Origin of the sequence: Streptomyces sp. XH2, assembly GCF_049725035.1 — a bacterium.
In the GTDB taxonomy this organism is placed as follows: Bacteria; Actinomycetota; Actinomycetes; order Streptomycetales; family Streptomycetaceae; genus Streptomyces; species Streptomyces roseoverticillatus.
Genome location: NZ_JBMMMZ010000001.1, coordinates 90,147 through 107,502 on the forward strand (window position 1 = coordinate 90,147; position 17,356 = coordinate 107,502).

The window sequence follows — 17,356 nt, forward strand, 5'->3', positions numbered from 1 at the left end:
CCATCCCCCCGACCGGCATGCTGTGGGTGAGGTCGCGCTGGGGCGCGCGCGCCCGCCGGGGTGCGAGCGCGACGAAGGGCAGGCAGCGCAGCGCCCAGGTGACGGCGGCGGATATGGCGACGGCGGCGGCGACGTAGCCCGTGTTGTCAGGCACGGGCCGCCTCCCCTCGCGAGGCTACGGCGCGGCGGGCCAGGAGAGCGGTGGTGAACAGACCCAGTGCGGCGAGCAGCATCTGTCCCGGCAGCAGGAAACGGGCAACCAGTGCGCACACCAGAGCCAGGACGGGGGTGGGGATGTCACGCCGGGCGAGGAAGGCATCGACGGCCAGGACGATGAACAAGGCGGTCAGCGCGAAGTCCAGACCGGCCAATTGTGCGGGGACCAGGGCACCGAAGAACGCGCCGAGGGTCGCGCCGGCTACCCAGTAGATCTGGCAGAGCCCTTGCAGCCAGACGATCCGTCGGCCGCTCCAGGACTGGGCGGCCTCACCGGTGGTCAGGGCGTAGGCCTCGTCGGTCATCGTGTAGGTGCTGTAGGCCTTGCCGAACCGGCTGCCGACTCGGTGCAGGGGGAAGGACAGGGCGTAGAAGACGTGCCGGAAGTTCACCAGGAACGCCGTGAGCGCGATCTGGGCCAGTGGCGTCGCCGCGGTGACGAGGCCGACGAGGAGGAATTCCAGCGAGCCCGCGTACACGAAAGCGGTGATCACCGGCGCCCACCACCAGGCCAGCCCTGCGTGGACGACGAGCACACCGAAGGCTATCCCCAGCGGGAACAGGGCCAGACCCACGGAGCTGGAGTCTTTGAGAGCTGCCCGGAAATCGGACCCGGCGGGAGGCGGAGCGGGAGGGACAGCGGGTGCGGTGGTGCCCTGGTGACGGCGTTCCAGGACCGCATCTGACGCGGTGTTCATGCAGCAATTTTAGGTGTTTCGTCGCGTAATTTGGTTTCCGATCATTCCTCCTACCATGCAGTATGGGATACTTTGTTACATGGATGACGTCGATCGTGAAATTTTGTTTCATCTGCGTCAGGACGGGCGCCTGAGCAACGTCGAACTGGCCAAACGCGTCGGCCTGACACCGCCACCGTGCCTGCGCCGGGTCAAACGTTTGGAAGACGAAGGAATCATCACCGGCTACCGGGCCCGCATAGACCCCACCGCGACCGGCCGGAACTTCGAAGTCATGGCTGCCGTGGAGATCGGCGTCAACGACCTCCAGACCGTCGAAGAACTGGAAACCGCCATCGCCTCCTACGACGAGGTCATCGAGTTCCACCGCCTCTTCGGCCGCCCCGACTACTTCATCCGCATCGCCGTCACCGACCATGCCGCCTACGAGACGTTCCTGACCAACAAACTCATCGGACTACGCGCCGTCACCCGCGTCGACTCCCACCTCGTCATGAAGAAAATCAAGACGGACGACTGAACGCCCGGGGTGCCGCCGGAGCAAGGACGCAGGGCCTCGGAACGCCTGGTGCGTCATCCGTGCCCGGCGGGAACCTCGCCGGCGCGGTCGGCCGCAGCCTTGGCGAGGACTGCGGAGGTGCCGACAACCGTCCCGGCCGGGCCCGCCTCCCCTGCTTCGGTGAGGACCGTACGTTCACCGAGGAACGCGTACGTGCTCCGGTCGAAGACCCACTGCGTCTGCCGCCCGTGCGTCGTACGGGCGACGGCGATGCCCTCACGACCCGTCGCGTCGGTCGCCGAACGGACCACCGTGACCCCGGGGATCTTCGCGGCGGCCTTGTAGAGCGCGGCGCTGACCTGCGGTGGCGCCCATGTCTCGGCCAGCAGGTCACCGATCGCGGCGAATGCCCGCTGATCGGGGTCCGAGCCCGGGCTCCATCCTTGTCCGCGGGTCTCGCCCCGGACCAGCTCCAGCAGGGCGACAGGGTCGGTGGGCAGCGATGCGACGTACTGGTGGGTCGGGTCGCTGATCGACGGGCCCTTGCTCAGAGTGGTCGGCCGGGGTGTCGCCCCTGGACCGTCCAACGCGTAGACAGGTGCGTCGTCGGCACCGAGCGGTGTGTCCGGCCGGCCCTCCTCGCGCAGCAGGCCCGGACGGCTGCCGTCGGCGGACAGCCATACCTGCCGTGTGTGCACGGGAGCCAGGGCCAGGGAACCTCCTGCGGCGCTCTGTGCGGCGTAGGCGACCTTGCTCTCGACGTACACGTATTGGTCGGCGCGGACCGCCGGCTGCCTCTGTGCCGCGGCGGCGAGGGCGATGCGGTCGAGGAGCCCGGCCGCTTCAGGTGCGCGGGCGGCGTCGTCACCGGGGGCCGCAGGGGCCTGGTGCCCGGGCGTGTCCACGAGATTCTCCGCCACGATACCGCCGATCGCCAGGGCGCAGGCGGCCGCCGGGGCCATGACCCGCAAGACCAGGCGCCGCCGCGCATGCGGGCGTGAGGCACGAGGGGCGAGGCTCCCCCGCGGTTCGGGGAAGTCGGCCTTGTGCAGCAGTGCTTCCTTCAGGAGCATTTCACGGTCGGGATCCAGGCCGGGGACCGGCGGTGGGGGCAGCAGGGCGGCGAGACCGAGGCGTTCGGCCTCCTCGGGCTCGGCCCCGTGGAGCGGACGGCGCCGCGGGGTGGTGTTCATCCGTGGTTCTCCTGGGTCAAGGGCCGCGCCACGGTGAGGCGGCCCGGTCCGGGCTCGTCGAGAGGCTGGGTGAAGGGCTTGGCGGCGGGCTCAGTGAAGGGCTTGGCACGGGGCTTGCCGAGGGGATCGCCCGCACGGGGCTTGCCGAGGGGATCTTCCTTCGCACGCGGCCTGCCGAGGGGATCGTCCAGCGTCTCGACGCGGGTGGCGGGACCTTCCCCGGACGCCGGGCGAGTCCGCTCGGCTCCCGTCCGCGGATTCTGCGAGCGCGCGGCGCGGGCTTCGGCGTCCGCGAGTTCACGCAACCGGGTACGGGCGCGGGAAAGGCGCGAGCGGACCGTGCCGACGGGCACGCCGAGCGCCTCGGCCGCGGCCGCGTAGTCCAGGCCCGCCCACACCACGAGGGTGAAGACCTCCCGGTCGCGGCGGCGCAGGCGGGCGAGTGCGGCGTGCGCGGCGCGCAGTTGCTCGGTGTCCGCGAGGTGGGCGACGAGATCGTCGGCGAAGTCGGGAATCGAGCCGCGTTCCGGGAGGCGGGCGAGCGCGATGTCCCGGCGGCGGCGCGCGCGGGCGTTGCGGCGCATGATGTTGGTGGCGATTCCCAGCAGCCACGGGCGCAGGCTGTCCCCGTCGGGCCGCACGCCTTCCCGGCCGCGCCATGCCTCCAGGAAGGTTGCCGAGACCACGTCTTCAGCCTCCGCCCAGTCGCCCGTCACCCGCAGGGCGTAGCGGTACAGCACTTGGGCGTGCTCGTCGTACAGCTCCGCCAAGGCGTCGCGGTCTCCGCGGCGGAAGCGGTGCCTCATCAGTGATTCCACGTTCTGCTCTGTCACGTCCGCCGCGCGGGTTCCGGTGATGTGCACCACACGATTGATGTGCACCACACGACCCGTGCAGGCCGCGGACTCGCGTTCCGAGTGACGCAGCCCACAGGAACTCCCGTGCCCTGCGGCGCAGTGCAGATCATGACCACTTCTTCCGTACCCCGCCGGAGCGTCCTGCGGGTCCTGACCGTCGCTGCCGCCCTGGTCGGCTGCGCGACTCCTGCCCTGGACGCCACGGCCCCGGGCGCCGCGGCCTTCGCCGCGGCGCCGAAGACGTACAGTCTCACGATCCGTCACCTCGACCGCGCCGGCAGCTCGACGGGGGCGTACGACACCACCGTCACCGGCATCTCGGGCCCCGGCGCCGGCGAGTCCGTCAATCCGCACGACGCCTCCGGCACGACCACCGTGCGCCTGCCCAAGGGCCGCTACCTGCTCGACAGTTACCTGACCACCGGCAACGCCGCGGACGGCACGGACTGGATCGTCCAACCGCGCCTCGATCTCGACCGCGACACCACCGTGACCGTCGACGCGCGCACCACAGCACCCGTCGATGTGCGGCCACCCGACCGCTCCGCGACGTTCCTGCACGGCATGATGGCCACCGAGGTCAAGCACAACGGCACCACCCGCCTCATCAACCGGATGATCGCCGCACCGAGCCTGCGCGTCGCCCATCTGGGCCCCGATGCTGAGCCCGGGGCGGTGAAACAGTGGTACGACGCGTACTGGACGACCAAGTCCGCCGACTACGCACTCGGATACGTCTTCACCGGGCCCCGCGCCCTGACCGGGCTCACCCGGCACCCCTCCACGACGGACCGGGCCACCGTGGAGGTCCGCGGTGGTGCCCGGCCGGGCACCACCGGGACCGCGACCGTCGACCTGCAGCCGAGCGCCGGACCGACGGTGGGCCTCACCGGGCGCCTGACGGTCCCCGGCACGGCCACCTACTTCGTCACGCCGGAACGCGGCACGTGGGACATCACCTACTGGGCCCCCACCGCTCCCGGTGCGCCCGCGAAGCGCTACAGCGCCGACAACGTCGCCGTGCGCGCCGGAACCACAACCACCCACACCTTCGACAACGCCCCCACCAGCCCCGCTCGCACCAGCCGGCCGCTCGCTACCCCTGCCACCGCTGGAACTTCAACACGCGGGACGTGACAAGGAAGCGGCCGGAACAGCCAGGACGGCTGGGGTGGCCGCCAGGGCCACCCCGCGGTCAGCGAGTGTCGGTACGTTTTTCGAGGCGGGTGCCATGGCGAAGGGTGATCGACATCAGGTCACTGGGAGCGTCCAGCTCCAGCCGGTGCCAGCGGCCACGGGGGACGATCGCGGCGGTGCCCGGCTGCAACTGCACCATGTCCTCGCCGTCGTCGGGCCTGACGGGACGGAAGTAGAGGCGGACACCGCCGGTCAGGCAGCAGACCGCCTCCTCGGCCTGCGGGTGCATCTCCCAGTGGTCGGCGTGAACGTCGGCGTCGGTCTCCACGTGGAACGTGGCGATCTGCCAGGCGCCGGAGTCGCCGTTCGTCATCCGGCGTTCGGCGGCTCGGACACCGCCGTCGGGGTGGATGTGCAGCGCGGCGGCGAACAGGTCGATGGGCGAGAGAGGTGTCGTCGTCATGACGGCGTTCCTTCCAGTTGATTCCTTGCGGTAGCGGCGTGTTGCGGTGCATGCGTTACGGCCTGGCGGCGGGGCAGCACGCTGATCGCCACGAGGGCCGCGAGAACGAAAAGGACGGCGGCGATGGCAAGGCCCAGGGTGTAGCCGTCGTTGATCGCGGCGGGGTCGGTTGCCGTGCCGGTGCGGTGTGCGGCGATGGTGGCCAGGGCGGCCAGGCCGATACAGCCGCCGAGCTGGCGGGAGCTGTTCATGAGGCCGGAGGCCATGCCGGCCTCATGGGGAGCGACGCCGGTGGTTGCGGCGACGACGATCGGGGCGATGACCAGTCCGACACCGAGGCCGGTGATGATGCACGGGCCGAGCACGTCGGTGAGGAAGCCGCCGTCGGGGCTGCTGAAGGCGAACCAGGTCAGGCCCGCGGCGGCCAGCAGAGCGCCGGGCACCAGGGACGTACGAGGAGTACGTGCCGCAGTGACGCGGGTCGCAACGAGGGTGCCCGCGACCAGGCTTACGGAGAAGGGCAGGAAGGCGGCACCGGTTGCTGCGGCTCCCATGCCCAGAACCTGCTGCATGTACAGGGACACGAAGTAGAACGACGCGAACTGCCCGGCCGTGGAGAAGAAGACCAGCACGTTGGCGCCGGCAACCCAGCGGCTGCGCAGCAGGCCGAGACGCAACAGCGGTGCGGTGGCCCTGGATTCCGTGACGACGAAGCCGGCCAGGAGAACGGCCCCTGCGACGAGCATTGTCCATGTGGCCGAGGAGTCCCATCCTTGGGCGTCGGTACGCACGATACCGGTGACCAGCAGCCCGACTCCCCCGGTGGCCAGGACGGCACCGAGCGCATCCAGTCTCTCGCGCCGGGCGGGGCGTGCTTCGGCGGGCATACCTGCACGGACCAGCGCGAGAGCCACCGCGACGATGGGCAGATTGATCAGCATCACCCAGCGCCAGCCCGCGTACTGGGTCAGCAGCCCGCCCGCCAGCACGCCCAGTGCTCCGCCTGCGGCGTTCACCCCGCTCCACACTCCGAGTGCGCGCACGCGCTGCGGGCCCTCGGGGAAGGTGGTGGTGAGCATCGCCAGCGCGGCCGGGGTGGCCGCGGCGGCCCCCAGGCCCTGGCCGGCGCGCGCGGCGATCAGCTGCCAGGGCGCCTGAGCGACCCCGCCCGCCAGTGAGCACAGCCCGAAGACGGCCAAGCCCAGTACGAACAGCCGTCGTCGGCCGTAGAGGTCACACGCGCGGCCTCCCAGGAGCAGAAATCCGCCGAGCGTGAGCGCGTAGACATGCACGATCCACGACAGGTCGCGCGGCGCGAACCCCAGCGCGGCGCGGATCGCGGGCAGGGCGACGTTGACCACGGATAAGTCCAGGGCGACGGCGAACTGGGCGACAGCCACGGCTGCCAGCACCACTTCAGGGCGCCCTCGCGAGTTTTTATACATGTATGGAAACTAGCGCCAGGGAACCGATCTTGTCCACACCTGAGGGATGATGAAGGCATGCCGCAAACGTCAGCACCGCGCAAAACCCTCGGCCGGCCTCCCCGCATCTCCCGAGAGGAGGTCGTCACAACAGCCCGCCGGATCGTGGACACGGAAGGCGTGCACCGACTGACCATGCGACGGCTGGCCACGGAGATCGGCAGTACGCCCATGGCGCTCTACCACCACGTCCGCAACAAGGAAGAACTACTCGTCCTCCTGCTGGACGACTACGCCGCGCGAACGCTGCACCGACCCGAACTACCCGCTCAGCCCCGCGAGCAGGTCATCGCCGCCGCTGCCACGATCCACGAGGTGCTCGCCGCCTGCCCGTGGATCGTGGAAGTACTGACCGCCGACGACCTCATGGCCGCCTCCGCCCTCTGGTTCGTCGAGCAGATCGTTGACGGCCTGATCGGATGCGGCCTGTCCTCCGAGCGCGCAGTACACGGCTACCGCGCAATCTGGTACTACACCGCCGGAGAGATCGTGGTCCGCGCGACAGCGGCCCGGCGGCGCACGGACGACACCCGCCCCACCTACCGGGAACAAGTCTTCACCGATCTCGACCCGACCGAGCTGCCCCGCTTGGCACAGGTCGCGGACCACTGGTCATCACTGACCGCAGAAGACACCTACCTCGACGGGCTCCGAGCCCTGGTGGACGGCCTCCTGGCCCCCCGTTAACCCCATTGCCGAACTGGACGCCCACCGTCAGCCGGGAGTCGCTCCCGCCGGACAGTGCGAACCGGATCCAACTCGGCTACGAACGGCGGGAGTTCCGAGGCTCGTACGATGGTGTCCGACGTGCCGTCCATCGTGCACTCGGTCTCGCCCACGAATCCCTCCCGAGCCGGACCGCTCTCCGACCCGCCCGGCTCCCCCAACTCCCCGGGAGGACCGACGCGTGCCCGAATCGGTCGATACCCCGTCTCCGGTCTCTCGGACAGAAGACGCTCGGGCCGACCGCCGGCGAGAGGGTCGATCATGGCGGTCCTTGGGCGAACCGGCAACCCGCAGGCCCAGTCGTTGCGGGACATGACGTTGGTGACACAAGCCGATGCCGGTGAAACCGCAATGCGTTCGACGCGTATCGGTCGGGTAGCATGCAGATCATGTCGAGTCCTGAGTCAGACGAGGCGGGGGCTTTCGGTCACGCCGTCAGCCCCCTGAACCACTGAGCTCATAGCCTTCCGTCGGGCCGCATTCTGCGGTCGGACGAGTGGTCCTTCAGGGGCTGGTCGCGGTGACGAGATGATCTTCTCGCGCTTCTCCTCGCCTCGGAGCCACTCGATGCCTCTTCCGCTGTACCTGCTTGCCGTGGCGGTCTTCGCCATGAGCACCTCGGAATTCATGCTCGCCGGCCTCCTGCCGGACATCGCCTCGGATCTCGACGTCAGCGTCGGGACAACAGGAGCACTCACCTCGGCCTTCGCGATCGGTATGATCGTCGGCGCCCCCCTTGTCGCCGCACTTGCCCGCAACTGGCCCAGGCGCTCCAGCCTGCTCGGGTTCATCCTCGCTTTCGCAGCAGCTCACGCCGTGGGCTCCATCACCACGAGCTTCCCACTCCTGTTCGCTACCCGGGTCGTTGCCGCGCTCGCGAACGCAGGGTTCCTCGCTGTCGCTCTGACGGCTGCCGCCGCGTTGGTCTCGCCCGACAAGAAGGGACGTGCGCCGGCCGTGCTGCTGTCAGGCACGACGGTGGCCACGATCGCCGGTGTCCCTGGTGGTTCTGTGCTCGGCGCCTTGCTCGGATGGCGGGCCACATTCTGGGCTGTTGCCGCTCTCTGTCTGCCCGCAGCTCTCGGCATCCTGCAGGGCATCCCGGCAGAACACGTAAAGGAACAGGCGACTCGCGGGCCGGCCTTGCGAGCGGAGCTCGCCCAGTTGGCAATGCCGCGGTTGATCCTGGTGATGTTGCTGGGCACGCTGGTGAATGCAGCCACCTTCGCCCGTTTCACTTTCCTCGCCCCCGTCGTGACCGGCACCGCCGGGCTGAGTGAGCTGTGGGTCTCTATCGCCTTGGTGCTCTTCGGTATCGGTTCTTTCGTCGGAGTCACCGTCGCCGGTCGCTTGTCCGACAAGAACCCCGGCGCGGTCATCGCGGTCAGTGGTCCGCTGCTGCTGATCGGGTGGCCGGCCCTGGCCGTGCCGGCCGATGAGCCGGTTGCTCTGCTTGCCCTCGTGTTCGTCCAGGGTGTCCTGTCGTTCGCGCTGGGCAGCACCCTGATCACGCGGGTCCTTTACGAGGCCGCGGGAGCCTCCACCATGGCCGGTTCGTATGCGACCGCGGCACTCAACGTCGGCGCCTCCGTCGGCCCCCTCATCGCCGCGACCACCCTCAATTCCGGAGCCGGGAACCTCGGGCCGCTGTGGTCGAGCGGATTCCTGATCGCCATTGCGCTCCTCATCGCATTCCCCTTCCGCGCGGTGATCACGGCCTGCTCGAGCACCGAGGTGCTCCAATGACGCACACGAACGCGCCCTTGAACATCGACGGACACCGAAGGCTCGTCGAACAATGCCGTACCCGTCCCATTCCCACGTCGCCGCCGAGGCCGGCGTCTCCCGCGCCTGCCTCCCAAAGGAAAGAACCACTACGACCAGTACGGCGAAGCCGGGCTGTGAGATCGTCCCAGCGTTCCGCACTCCTCACCGACTCACGTCGGTCAGCCAGGACTCGCAGGGCTCCAGGTGCCACCAGGTGGTGTGCTCCAGTGCCCCGGACGCGAGGTCGAAGGACAGCAGGCTCGCGGGGGCCCGCAGTTGGACGCCGTGGCACGGGGTCTCGATGCCGGCGGGTGTTTCGATGTCCGGCATCTCGGGACGGGCGGCGAGCGGGGCCTGGCCGTAGCCATTCGGGGTGGTGACGTCGGACGCGAACGCGAGTCGGCGCCCTCCCAAGCGCTGGACCGGCTGGACTTCGGGCGCAGCCGCTCCACCCCGTCGATCGATGCCAGGAAGGTTCGACGGCCTCGGCGTCAAGCGCCGCTCGGTTACCCGGGCTGCCGGGCGGGCCGGGGCCGCAGCTCATGTGGTCCCGGCCCGCCGGACTCAGGGGCGCCAGACAGGTGCCGGCCTCAGGGGCGCCAGGAAGGGACCGACAGAGTCTTGCCCGTTTCGATGTACGACTTGAGGTTGGACAGGACGAAGTTCCAGCCGCCCGTGATCTGGCGCAGCTCCTGCTCGTCGCACAGGTTGACGTGCGTCACGGTGAGCTGGACGGTCTCGCCGTACGGCTTGAGTTCGAAGGTGACCCGGGACGGGCCGTGGGGGCGTTCCTCGTCGGGGCCGGTCCAGGTCAGTACCAGGCGGCGCAGCGCCTCGATCTCGACGACGGTGCCGATGACGTCGTCGATGCCGGACTCGTCCAGGCGGCGGTGGGCCCAGGCGGAACCGGGCTGCCAGTCGGAGACGGAGATCTCGTCGAAGCGGTACCAGCTCAGGCCGCCACCCGCACGAACTCCCAACACATGACGGTCCATCAGCCGACTACACTCAAAAACAGGCTCCTGACCAGCAGCGATAGCGATCTGCAACTGGAGCGCTAGGCAGCGAAGTCGACGTTGGCGCAGTACTCGTAAGCAGCCTGCCGACTGCCCAGGTCCACGATCGTTTCGTCCCAGGCAAAGTCAAGGACCTGATAGTCGCCAACCGCCCAGGAGCCGACGATGCGGTCCCAGCGGCGCACGTGTTCATCGACCGGTAGTCCACCACCCGCCGCAACGGCCTCGGCGCCTGGGGCTGATCGAGAGGGTGGGGCTCCACCCGGGTCTCGCGGCCCTCACGGTTCAGACGCCCCACCGGCCGCAGCTTCCACCTCACCGCGTGAAGATGAAGCCGCTCCCCGACCTGTCCAGCCTGAAGCCGAAGGTGCCCACAGCCATTGATGGACACTCTTATATTTCACTAAGAACCACCCCCTAGCGTCTCGTTCATGATGACGCAACGTGGTGCAGTCGGATCTGTTGTCCTCACGGCCGTCGCCCTGACGGCCGGCGCCGGGGTCGCCGCCGCGGCTCCCGCCCCCGCCAAGGCCGCCGCCGTGTCCGATGGCAAGGTCACGGACAATCTGTACATGTCGCTCGGCGATTTCGAGGATGCCGCGTCCGGCGAGAACCCGAAGGTCAAGGCCATGATTGACCGTTCGGACATCGGCGGCGTGCAGGTGGTGGTGCCCTGGAAGGCCCTTGAGGGGAAGAAGGGTGAGTACAAGTGGTCGCGGCTGGACAATGCCCTGACGTATCTCCAGGAACGTCACAAGAAGCTGTTCGTCCAGGTCCAGGACCGGTTCTTCGACGTAGCCATGAAGGACGCCAATGTCCCCCAGTATGTGAAGGATGAGGGTGGGGTCGCGCCGACGATCGATGAAAACCCTGACAACCCCACCACCCGCGGCGCCATGGTCGCGCAGTGGAACAAGGAGGTGCGAGCAGACTTCCAGGCCATGCTGAAGGCGATGGCGCAGAAGTTCGACGGCAAGCTCGCCGGCGTGAACCTTCCGGAGACCGCGGTCGAGGTGGACACCAAGACGGATCGGACCAAGTACACCTCGAAGTCCTACATCGATGCCGAGATCGACAACATGCGCTACGGCAAGAAGGTCTTCGCCAAGACGCAGTTCATCCAGTACATCAACTTCCTGCCGGATGACGACGACCACAAGCGCATGAAGGAGATGTTCGACCTCGCCAGGGACAAGAAGATCGGCATCGGAGGACCGGACACCCTGCCGGACCGGAAGTACCAGATGGAGAACTCCTACAAGTTCCTCCACGAATACAAGGACACCCTCCCCCTCGTCGCGATGGCCGTCCAGGAACCCGACATCAACGCCAAGGACCCCAAAACAGATAAGCCGTACACCCGCGAACGGTTCACGGACTTCGCCCACGACTACCTCGGTGCGCGCCAGATGTTCTGGACCACCGAAGCAGACTGGCTGCAGAAGCCCGCGGCATGACACGTACACGAGTGCGGCTGCTCAAACCCGTGTGAGTGACCGAGCGCTCCCGGAGTGACACAGTCTCACCGTGCGATCCGCAGATGATCAACGGGAATTGCGCAGCAGAGTCGCTCCCGGACTCATAGCAGCCCCGGCCGCTCTCCTTCGTGGAGGGCGGCCGGGGCCTGCTGTCCCCGGCACGGCCACAGCCCACAGCGCTTCGAAGTTGCTGGGGACGAGCAGGGCGTCGTGAGTGACACGGTTCTTCAGCTGCTGGTGCGGGATGATGTCGCGGCTCCCCAGGAGCATGAGGTAGTCGGGGACGGCCGCGCGGCAGACGGGCGTCGGCGGCGTCCTTGTTCTGCCGCGCATCGGCCGGATCCGTCACCGCCGGAGCATTGTGCCGGGCCATGTCGTCCACCTGCCGAGGTCGTCGACAGTGGTGTCGGCGTCGCGTTCCCGATCGGCTTCGACCAGCCCGGTGAGGGCGTCACGTACCGACGTCAGGCCGCGTCCGTGTACCCCTTGTGCCGCATGGCGGTAGAGCTCGCGGCCACGGTCTTGGTCGAGCTCATGTGCGCAGCACCTTCTCGGCACACGCTCTTGGACACACACGCTCTTGCCGGTTCAGCTCTTCAGCTGCCGGTTCAGGTCTTCAGCGCGGCCAGGCAGAACTGGACCAGCCCGGCGTCGACGTCCTTGATGATTCTCTTCATCTCCGCCCACGGCGGGTGGAAGCTCGCGGCCTCCGAAGCGGGGTCCTCCTTGCCCCACTCGATGGTGAAGGCAAGGACCTTGCCCTTGCTGTCGTCGACGATGTGCCGGGAATACGCGTAGTCGTCGCTGGTCCCACAGGTCGCGTACAGGTGGAAGCCGGACATCGGCTTGTATGTGGCGGCACGGACGCGGTGCAGCCCCGCGCAGAATTCCTTGGCCAGTTCGAGGGCGGTCTCCTCGTCGTTCTTCGGGATGTACTCCGCGTACGCGGTGTCGTGGGGCAGGCCGCGCTTCCCGTTGTAGTGGGGGTTGCGGAAGTTCTGGTCGGGGTCGACCGACTGGTTCTCGTCGTCGCCCCAGATGTAGAGCATGTCCTCGGAGTAGCTGTGCACGTCGACGAACCACCGGGTACCCGGGTAGGTGTCCAGCAGCCAGCGGACGTTGCGCGTCTCGGGTTCGGAGAACGGGTGCGGGCCCTGGTACGTCTGATAGTCGCACGGGTCGTCGGAGACCCGGAGAACGGCGGCCGGGGCGAACGCGGTGGCGAAATCGAAAAGGAAGTCGAAGTTGCGGTTGATGTCGACGCCGATGCAGGCCGGACCGCCGCTCGCGTGGGCCCGGTTGCGGTTCTTCCGCCACATCGGGTCGGCGGTCTGGCTGTAGTGGCGGCCGTCGGGGTTGACGAGCGGGAAGACGACGACAGACAGCCCGTCCAGCAGGGACCGGACCTGCGCCGCGTCGAACCGCGCGCCGCCGTAGGCGAGCCCGGTGCCGCGGTCGTACGCCTCCAGGAGATCGGCCGCCAAGTGGATGAGGACTTCGCAGCTGCCCCATTCACGAGCATGCACCCCGCCCGTCAGGACGACACAGTCCTTGCCTCCGTCAGGGGTGGAACCGACTTCGAGGGCGTGACACGTCACGCCCTCGACCGACCGCTCAGGGAGCGTGACGAGCCGGCTCAGCTCCGGGTACGCGCCTGCCAGGCGGACCACGGCCGAATCGACCTCGGTAGTGTTGAAGTACTTCGTGTTGGCCGGCATGGGAACCTCACCGGATCAGTCCTCGACCTTGTCGCCGAGCCCGCGCGGAACGGCCGACGGGTCGGCGAACCGGTCGCCCTCCCCGACCTCGGCCTGGCGGGCCTTGCCCACGGCGGTGGCGTCGCCCACCACCGTCACGGTCACTCCCGGCTGCTCCAGCGCCTCGGCCTTCCGCGCGCTCACGTAGGCGTCGATGCCGACACTGCCGTCCGCATGGGTGCGGGGGCGGCCCCCGACATCGGGGCGCTCGTCGCGGAGGACGGCGCGGAGCGTCTCCTCATCCTTCGCGTTCACGCGGACACGAAGGATTTTGTCTTGGTAGTTCTTGTCGTGGTGGTTCTCGTCGGAGGGCATGGCCTCACACCCCTCGCTGGGTCTCTGCTCTCATGGTGCGCCCTGTGACGGGAGTGGTGTCAAGCGAGGCGGGATTCGGTTATCGCCCGCAACAAAACGGAGTTGCGCGCGCCGCGGGCTCCGGCGCGCGGAACAACGGAACAGTTGTTACTGCAGGTCGTCTTCCTGACGGCCTGAGAGCGGCACGACGTCGTCCGCAGAAGCCGGTGCCCAGGAACGGGTCCCCTTCAATGCCCGATTCAATGCCCGATTCAATGCCCGAGGTGTGGCTCAGCAGCTGCTGGACGGTGATCGCAGCGGCGGCCGCCATCTCTCACGCGGAAGCCGGGCAAAATACCGGCGCACCGGAGCGTCGAGCTCCACAAGCCCGTGTCCACGAGCTGGAGCACCGACGTCGCGGTCCTTGCCAGGGTGATCCGACCGATCTGGAACACCGAGTCGGCCGGGTCACCACCTGGCCACTCGTACTGAGCACACCGGCCGCCGCCTCGGTGATCTCGCGGTCGGCGAGAACCGCCACTTCGTCACTTGTACGCCCGGCACCACGTGTTCGGCTGCCAGGTCGGCCGGACGGCCTGTCAGTTCTCCCCCTCAGGGCGCACGCTCTCCCTGACCTTCTCGATGCCTTTCCACTTCCCTCACCGTACGGACGAGTTCGAAACCGAGGTCTACTCGCGGAGTAGAGGCGATGGATAGGCTCAGACCCCTTGTCGCGTGCGGTCATGGTTGCCGCGGCCGCCTTCCCGGCCCGTTCCCAGCAGCAGGCCATCAAGGATCCGCTCGTACATGAGGCGTGCAGCCTTTCCCGTAAGACCGTCGAAAAATCGGGGCACTCCACGCAAGCGCACATCGGCGGACCACACGACGCGGCACCATCGTGCGCCCGCCTCTCCGGTAACTGGCCGCAGTGCGATCTCGGCCCAGCCCTGGACCACACGCCCTCGCTTCTCCACCCGGCAGTAGCCGGGAACGGCGCGGGACCGGGGCGGCTCCCATCGCACGACCTCCATGGGGTCGTCGAAGGCGACGGGGCCGAGACGGGTGCGGGCGACGAACCGCGTTCCCGAACGGGCGGATGGCGGAGTGATCACCTCGACGGTGGTGAACGGCACGTGGGCGGCGTGCCCCTCCCAGTGTGTGAGTCGTTCCCAGGCGGTCCCGGCCGGCAGCGGGACCTCTCGTACGATCCGGAAGAAGGCCACGCCCCTACCCAGCCGCCGGTCGTCCTCAGCGGAGGCCGCGCGCGAGCGGGTGTCGCGGCTCGTACAGACGTAGCTCGCCCCCACCCGGGAGGCGGAGGGTGGTGAGCAGCCCCCACCCTTCGTCGCTGACCGGCTGGGTGAAGTCCACACCCCGCGCGGACAGCTCTTCCACGGTCCGCCGGATGTCGTCGCACATCAGGAACAGCTCGTGGCCACCGGATGCGTCGGACGGGTGTACCGCGGCCTCGGCGGGCGGCAGCTCGAAGATCAGCCACCCGCGGCCGGCGTCGACGCACAGGAAGCCGAGCACGTCCCGGAGGAAGGCCCGGTCGGCCTCGGCATCCTGGCTGAACACGACGACGTGCGCGCCACTGATCATGTCTCCGCCCTCGCTGCCGGCTCGGGAAGCCTCAAGCCTTCGGCCCTCACCGTAAGGAGCAGGACGGGCTGGCGCCACCGGGGAGTGCTCCGGATGCGGCGGCCGCGCAAGGTCCCACCTGTCACCCCACATCGCCAGTGGCTGGATACGTGTCGCGTGTTGGTGTCGCGTACCGGTGCCGCGTGTCGGTGGATCACCGCGACACGCGAGGCGTTCGCCGTCTCCGTGACCACCCACGTGTTCGTGCCCCGGCCGTGCCATGGCCAGGCGCCCGGGCTCGGCTACGGTCGTCACCGACCCCACCACCGGCATGTTCGCTGCCGCCGGCGGTGAAGCCCTCAATGGCAAGAACGCCCACCTCACTCCGGCACTCGCTACACCGATCGGCTCTCCTGCCACACCTCCGGACCAGGCCCGCAGCATGACGTCGCCGATCTTGGACCGGCCGCCGCTTTCCACAGCCACGCTTACGCGGGCCCCGATGTCGCGTCCAGGGCGCCGGCCTCACCACCGCCGTCCAAGACCTCTGCCGGGTACGTGGTCGCTGTCCGGCGACTGTGAGGGTGGCATCCCACGCGGCCGGTCAGAACATGGTGCGGTCAGATGGCGCGGGGCAGCTACCCGGCCCGGGGCAGGCTCGAACACCGGCGTCCACAGGGCGGTCAGCGCACTGTCGGCTGTCAGCTGTCGGCATCGGGAGTCCGGCTCGGTTCACCGGTGGCACCGTGCCACTCGCTTCCGACCACACGCTCAGCTTGCAGCGCGCGTTTTCCGGGAGGGCGCAGAAGCCTGCGCCGTCCCGGTCCACTCTTCAAGCGACGCCCACACGGAGCAAAGCGATCCGTGACGTGCGCGAGGGACCGGCCGGCGGCGGGCCGTCCGGTCGCCCACCCCACCTTGGCTCAGGAATCGGAGGACGGCTTCGGCACGTAGAAGTCCGTGGTGGCGGATGTCATCGCCGCGACGGTTCCGGCGGGCGTGCCGTAGTCCGCGTTCGCCTTTCCCCAGGCCTCGCTGCTGGCGGCCAGGAACAAGCGTGCCTCCTCGGACTCGCTCCATGCCTGCGTCGCCTCGCGGTCGAACGCTTCGCCCTCGGTGAGGTACATCGAGAGGCTGACGAGGCCCAGGTCCCAGCCGACACCGGTGGCGCCGGGCCCGTAGGTGTCCCAGAACGCAGGGTCGACGATGGCCGTGTGCTCCAGTTCGAGGAGAGTGCGCTCCTCGCCCTCGGGCGTCAGGCGCACCTCGACCTCGCTGAGGTCGCCCTCCTTGGGCTCTCCGAAGATCCAGCTGACCCGCAGCAGCCGGGGTGGCTCGCAGCGCAGCACCTCGCCGCCCGCGTTCCCCTCCAACTGGTACCGGCCGCCGGGCTTGAGCTCACCCGTGACGGGCAGGAACCAGCGTCCGAGGCGCTCCGGGTCGGTGCATGCCTCCCAGACGTCGTGGACGGCGGCGTCGTAGGTGCGCCGCATGACGATGCTGCGGCCTGTGCCCTTGGGGGTCTCGGTGTCCCGCACCTGGCGGTGCATGGCGTTGATCAGGTCGATGACGTCAGCCATCTAGGGTCTCCTCTTTCTCTTTTCCGGCAGTTTTCTCTTTTCCGGCAGTACGATCCCCCGCACTGCGATCGCCGCCCCCTTGTGTGCCGTCATGCGGCCGCCGGGCCCGCTTACCCCTGGCGAGTTCGGAGCCGAGCGCGTCGAGGCGCTGTTCCCAGAAACCGCGGAAGCGCTCAAGCCAGACGTCCACCTCGCGCAGCGGCGCTGCATCGATCGTGTAGAGCCGACGCGCACCCTCAGCGCGTACTGTCGTGAACCCGCTCTCACGCAGGACCCGCAGATGCTGGGAGACGGCCGGCTGGGATATCGCGAACTCTTCCCGGATCGAAGCGGTCACCGCCCCGGAGGTCCGCTCGCCTTCGGCCAGCAGTTCCAGGATGCGACGCCGGATCGGGTCCCCCAGCACATCAAATGCCTGCATGACTCATATCATGCAAGCCATTTCTTATATAAGACAACGCTTATTTAAAGGGGTCACCGGCCGGCGCGAGAAGGGCGGAGTGGCTGCTGTCCCGGCTCCTCACCACTCCCGCCCCGTCCCGATACTCCCCCCTACTCCCCTACTCCCCCAAAGGCCCTCCTCCAGCACCCTGATCCACCCGCCCGCTCG

General features: G+C 68.6%; 20 protein-coding genes and 1 pseudogene. 6 read left to right on the forward strand and 15 right to left on the reverse strand.

The genetic code is table 11. The features are described 5' to 3' along the window. Positions 1 to 146 precede the first annotated feature (146 nt). Positions 147 to 791, reverse strand: a complete 645-nt coding sequence (locus tag ACOTKD_RS00445) for an AzlC family ABC transporter permease (RefSeq protein WP_424886773.1) — start codon at positions 789 to 791, stop codon at positions 147 to 149. A gap of 202 nt (positions 792 to 993) precedes the next feature. On the opposite strand from ACOTKD_RS00445, the gene ACOTKD_RS00450 reads away from it, so the two are divergent. Then, the gene (locus tag ACOTKD_RS00450) at positions 994 to 1,434 is read left to right on the forward strand and encodes an Lrp/AsnC family transcriptional regulator (protein ID WP_424886774.1); all 441 of its coding nucleotides are present in this window, start codon (positions 994 to 996) and stop codon (positions 1,432 to 1,434) included. Between the two features lie 53 nt (positions 1,435 to 1,487). On the opposite strand, the gene ACOTKD_RS00455 is transcribed toward ACOTKD_RS00450, so the two are convergent. Then, positions 1,488 to 2,606 (reverse strand): CU044_5270 family protein, encoded by a 1,119-nt coding sequence (locus ACOTKD_RS00455; RefSeq protein WP_424886775.1) that lies wholly within the window; start codon positions 2,604 to 2,606, stop codon positions 1,488 to 1,490. Beyond that, positions 2,603 to 3,412, reverse strand: a complete 810-nt coding sequence (locus ACOTKD_RS00460; protein WP_424886776.1) for an RNA polymerase sigma factor — start codon at positions 3,410 to 3,412, stop codon at positions 2,603 to 2,605. Before ACOTKD_RS00460 ends, ACOTKD_RS00455 begins: the two co-directional genes overlap by 4 nt. A gap of 159 nt (positions 3,413 to 3,571) precedes the next feature. Here ACOTKD_RS00460 and ACOTKD_RS00465 point away from each other — a divergent pair, with 159 nt between their 5' ends. Then, the gene (locus ACOTKD_RS00465) at positions 3,572 to 4,600 is read left to right on the forward strand and encodes a hypothetical protein (protein ID WP_424886777.1); all 1,029 of its coding nucleotides are present in this window, start codon (positions 3,572 to 3,574) and stop codon (positions 4,598 to 4,600) included. 58 nt (positions 4,601 to 4,658) lie between these two features. Here ACOTKD_RS00465 and ACOTKD_RS00470 read toward each other — a convergent pair whose 3' ends face one another. Both ACOTKD_RS00470 and ACOTKD_RS00475 read right to left on the reverse strand, forming a co-directional pair. Next, a complete protein-coding gene (locus ACOTKD_RS00470) occupies positions 4,659 to 5,063 on the reverse strand; it encodes a cupin (RefSeq protein ID WP_424886778.1) in 405 nt (134 codons plus the stop codon). After that, a complete protein-coding gene (locus ACOTKD_RS00475) occupies positions 5,060 to 6,508 on the reverse strand; it encodes an MFS transporter (RefSeq protein ID WP_424886779.1) in 1,449 nt (482 codons plus the stop codon). The genes ACOTKD_RS00470 and ACOTKD_RS00475 overlap by 4 nt, the downstream gene beginning before the upstream one ends. A 57-nt stretch (positions 6,509 to 6,565) precedes the next feature. Here ACOTKD_RS00475 and ACOTKD_RS00480 point away from each other — a divergent pair, with 57 nt between their 5' ends. The 3 genes and pseudogenes from ACOTKD_RS00480 to ACOTKD_RS00490 form a co-directional block, all read left to right on the forward strand. Then, positions 6,566 to 7,234 (forward strand): TetR/AcrR family transcriptional regulator, encoded by a 669-nt coding sequence (locus tag ACOTKD_RS00480; protein WP_424886780.1) that lies wholly within the window; start codon positions 6,566 to 6,568, stop codon positions 7,232 to 7,234. Positions 7,235 to 7,840: 606 nt separating this feature from the next. Then, positions 7,841 to 9,019 carry a Cmx/CmrA family chloramphenicol efflux MFS transporter gene (locus ACOTKD_RS00485; RefSeq protein WP_424886781.1) on the forward strand — a complete coding sequence of 393 codons (1,179 nt, stop codon included), beginning with the start codon at positions 7,841 to 7,843 and terminating at the stop codon, positions 9,017 to 9,019. Continuing rightward, a pseudogene (locus ACOTKD_RS00490) lies at positions 9,016 to 9,175 on the forward strand (IS481 family transposase); the annotation flags it as partial. The gene ACOTKD_RS00485 and the pseudogene ACOTKD_RS00490, both read left to right, overlap by 4 nt. A gap of 27 nt (positions 9,176 to 9,202) precedes the next feature. Here ACOTKD_RS00490 and ACOTKD_RS00495 read toward each other — a convergent pair. The 3 genes from ACOTKD_RS00495 to ACOTKD_RS00505 all read right to left on the reverse strand — a co-directional run bounded on the left by ACOTKD_RS00495 (position 9,203) and on the right by ACOTKD_RS00505 (position 10,241). Continuing rightward, the gene (locus ACOTKD_RS00495; RefSeq protein ID WP_424886782.1) at positions 9,203 to 9,454 is read right to left on the reverse strand and encodes a hypothetical protein; all 252 of its coding nucleotides are present in this window, start codon (positions 9,452 to 9,454) and stop codon (positions 9,203 to 9,205) included. A gap of 176 nt (positions 9,455 to 9,630) precedes the next feature. After that, positions 9,631 to 10,035 (reverse strand): SRPBCC domain-containing protein, encoded by a 405-nt coding sequence (locus ACOTKD_RS00500; protein ID WP_424886783.1) that lies wholly within the window; start codon positions 10,033 to 10,035, stop codon positions 9,631 to 9,633. Between the two features lie 62 nt (positions 10,036 to 10,097). Continuing rightward, positions 10,098 to 10,241, reverse strand: coding sequence for a hypothetical protein (locus tag ACOTKD_RS00505; RefSeq protein ID WP_424886784.1), 144 nt, complete (start codon positions 10,239 to 10,241; stop codon positions 10,098 to 10,100). Between the two features lie 246 nt (positions 10,242 to 10,487). Between ACOTKD_RS00505 and ACOTKD_RS00510 the strand changes: the two genes are divergently transcribed. Beyond that, a complete protein-coding gene (locus ACOTKD_RS00510; RefSeq protein ID WP_424886785.1) occupies positions 10,488 to 11,513 on the forward strand; it encodes a hypothetical protein in 1,026 nt (341 codons plus the stop codon). Positions 11,514 to 11,600: 87 nt separating this feature from the next. On the opposite strand, the gene ACOTKD_RS00515 is transcribed toward ACOTKD_RS00510, so the two are convergent. The 7 genes from ACOTKD_RS00515 to ACOTKD_RS00545 all read right to left on the reverse strand — a co-directional run bounded on the left by ACOTKD_RS00515 (position 11,601) and on the right by ACOTKD_RS00545 (position 17,167). Then, a complete protein-coding gene (locus tag ACOTKD_RS00515) occupies positions 11,601 to 11,867 on the reverse strand; it encodes a hypothetical protein (RefSeq protein WP_424886786.1) in 267 nt (88 codons plus the stop codon). A 275-nt stretch (positions 11,868 to 12,142) separates the two neighbouring features. Beyond that, positions 12,143 to 13,252 (reverse strand): M14 family metallopeptidase, encoded by a 1,110-nt coding sequence (locus ACOTKD_RS00520; protein ID WP_424886787.1) that lies wholly within the window; start codon positions 13,250 to 13,252, stop codon positions 12,143 to 12,145. Between the two features lie 15 nt (positions 13,253 to 13,267). After that, positions 13,268 to 13,606, reverse strand: coding sequence for a hypothetical protein (locus tag ACOTKD_RS00525; RefSeq protein WP_424886788.1), 339 nt, complete (start codon positions 13,604 to 13,606; stop codon positions 13,268 to 13,270). Positions 13,607 to 14,304: 698 nt separating this feature from the next. After that, positions 14,305 to 14,808, reverse strand: a complete 504-nt coding sequence (locus ACOTKD_RS00530) for an SRPBCC family protein (RefSeq protein WP_424886789.1) — start codon at positions 14,806 to 14,808, stop codon at positions 14,305 to 14,307. Between the two features lie 25 nt (positions 14,809 to 14,833). Beyond that, on the reverse strand, positions 14,834 to 15,187 hold the full coding sequence (locus tag ACOTKD_RS00535) for a VOC family protein (protein ID WP_424886790.1): 354 nt from the start codon (positions 15,185 to 15,187) through the stop codon (positions 14,834 to 14,836). Positions 15,188 to 16,089: 902 nt separating this feature from the next. Next, on the reverse strand, positions 16,090 to 16,746 hold the full coding sequence (locus ACOTKD_RS00540) for an SRPBCC family protein (RefSeq protein WP_424886791.1): 657 nt from the start codon (positions 16,744 to 16,746) through the stop codon (positions 16,090 to 16,092). Then, the gene (locus ACOTKD_RS00545; RefSeq protein WP_424886792.1) at positions 16,739 to 17,167 is read right to left on the reverse strand and encodes an ArsR/SmtB family transcription factor; all 429 of its coding nucleotides are present in this window, start codon (positions 17,165 to 17,167) and stop codon (positions 16,739 to 16,741) included. Before ACOTKD_RS00545 ends, ACOTKD_RS00540 begins: the two co-directional genes overlap by 8 nt. Between the last annotated feature and the right edge of the window lie 189 nt (positions 17,168 to 17,356).

Excerpts from the sequence above, each read along its gene's own strand:
- ACOTKD_RS00460 (WP_424886776.1), bottom strand. The coding sequence starts at position 3,412 with ATGAGGCACCGCTTCCGCCGCGGAGACCGCGACGCCTTGGCGGAGCTG.
- ACOTKD_RS00525 (WP_424886788.1), bottom strand. The coding sequence starts at position 13,606 with ATGCCCTCCGACGAGAACCACCACGACAAGAACTACCAAGACAAAATC.
- ACOTKD_RS00450 (WP_424886774.1), top strand. The coding sequence starts at position 994 with ATGGATGACGTCGATCGTGAAATTTTGTTTCATCTGCGTCAGGACGGG.
- ACOTKD_RS00545 (WP_424886792.1), bottom strand. The coding sequence starts at position 17,167 with ATGCAGGCATTTGATGTGCTGGGGGACCCGATCCGGCGTCGCATCCTG.
- ACOTKD_RS00510 (WP_424886785.1), top strand. The coding sequence starts at position 10,488 with ATGATGACGCAACGTGGTGCAGTCGGATCTGTTGTCCTCACGGCCGTC.
- ACOTKD_RS00540 (WP_424886791.1), bottom strand. The coding sequence starts at position 16,746 with ATGGCTGACGTCATCGACCTGATCAACGCCATGCACCGCCAGGTGCGG.
- ACOTKD_RS00455 (WP_424886775.1), bottom strand. The coding sequence starts at position 2,606 with ATGAACACCACCCCGCGGCGCCGTCCGCTCCACGGGGCCGAGCCCGAG.
- ACOTKD_RS00480 (WP_424886780.1), top strand. The coding sequence starts at position 6,566 with ATGCCGCAAACGTCAGCACCGCGCAAAACCCTCGGCCGGCCTCCCCGC.
- ACOTKD_RS00515 (WP_424886786.1), bottom strand. The coding sequence starts at position 11,867 with ATGCGCGGCAGAACAAGGACGCCGCCGACGCCCGTCTGCCGCGCGGCC.
- ACOTKD_RS00465 (WP_424886777.1), top strand. The coding sequence starts at position 3,572 with ATGACCACTTCTTCCGTACCCCGCCGGAGCGTCCTGCGGGTCCTGACC.
- ACOTKD_RS00475 (WP_424886779.1), bottom strand. The coding sequence starts at position 6,508 with ATGTATAAAAACTCGCGAGGGCGCCCTGAAGTGGTGCTGGCAGCCGTG.
- ACOTKD_RS00470 (WP_424886778.1), bottom strand. The coding sequence starts at position 5,063 with ATGACGACGACACCTCTCTCGCCCATCGACCTGTTCGCCGCCGCGCTG.
- ACOTKD_RS00535 (WP_424886790.1), bottom strand. The coding sequence starts at position 15,187 with ATGATCAGTGGCGCGCACGTCGTCGTGTTCAGCCAGGATGCCGAGGCC.
- ACOTKD_RS00485 (WP_424886781.1), top strand. The coding sequence starts at position 7,841 with ATGCCTCTTCCGCTGTACCTGCTTGCCGTGGCGGTCTTCGCCATGAGC.
- ACOTKD_RS00500 (WP_424886783.1), bottom strand. The coding sequence starts at position 10,035 with ATGGACCGTCATGTGTTGGGAGTTCGTGCGGGTGGCGGCCTGAGCTGG.
- ACOTKD_RS00520 (WP_424886787.1), bottom strand. The coding sequence starts at position 13,252 with ATGCCGGCCAACACGAAGTACTTCAACACTACCGAGGTCGATTCGGCC.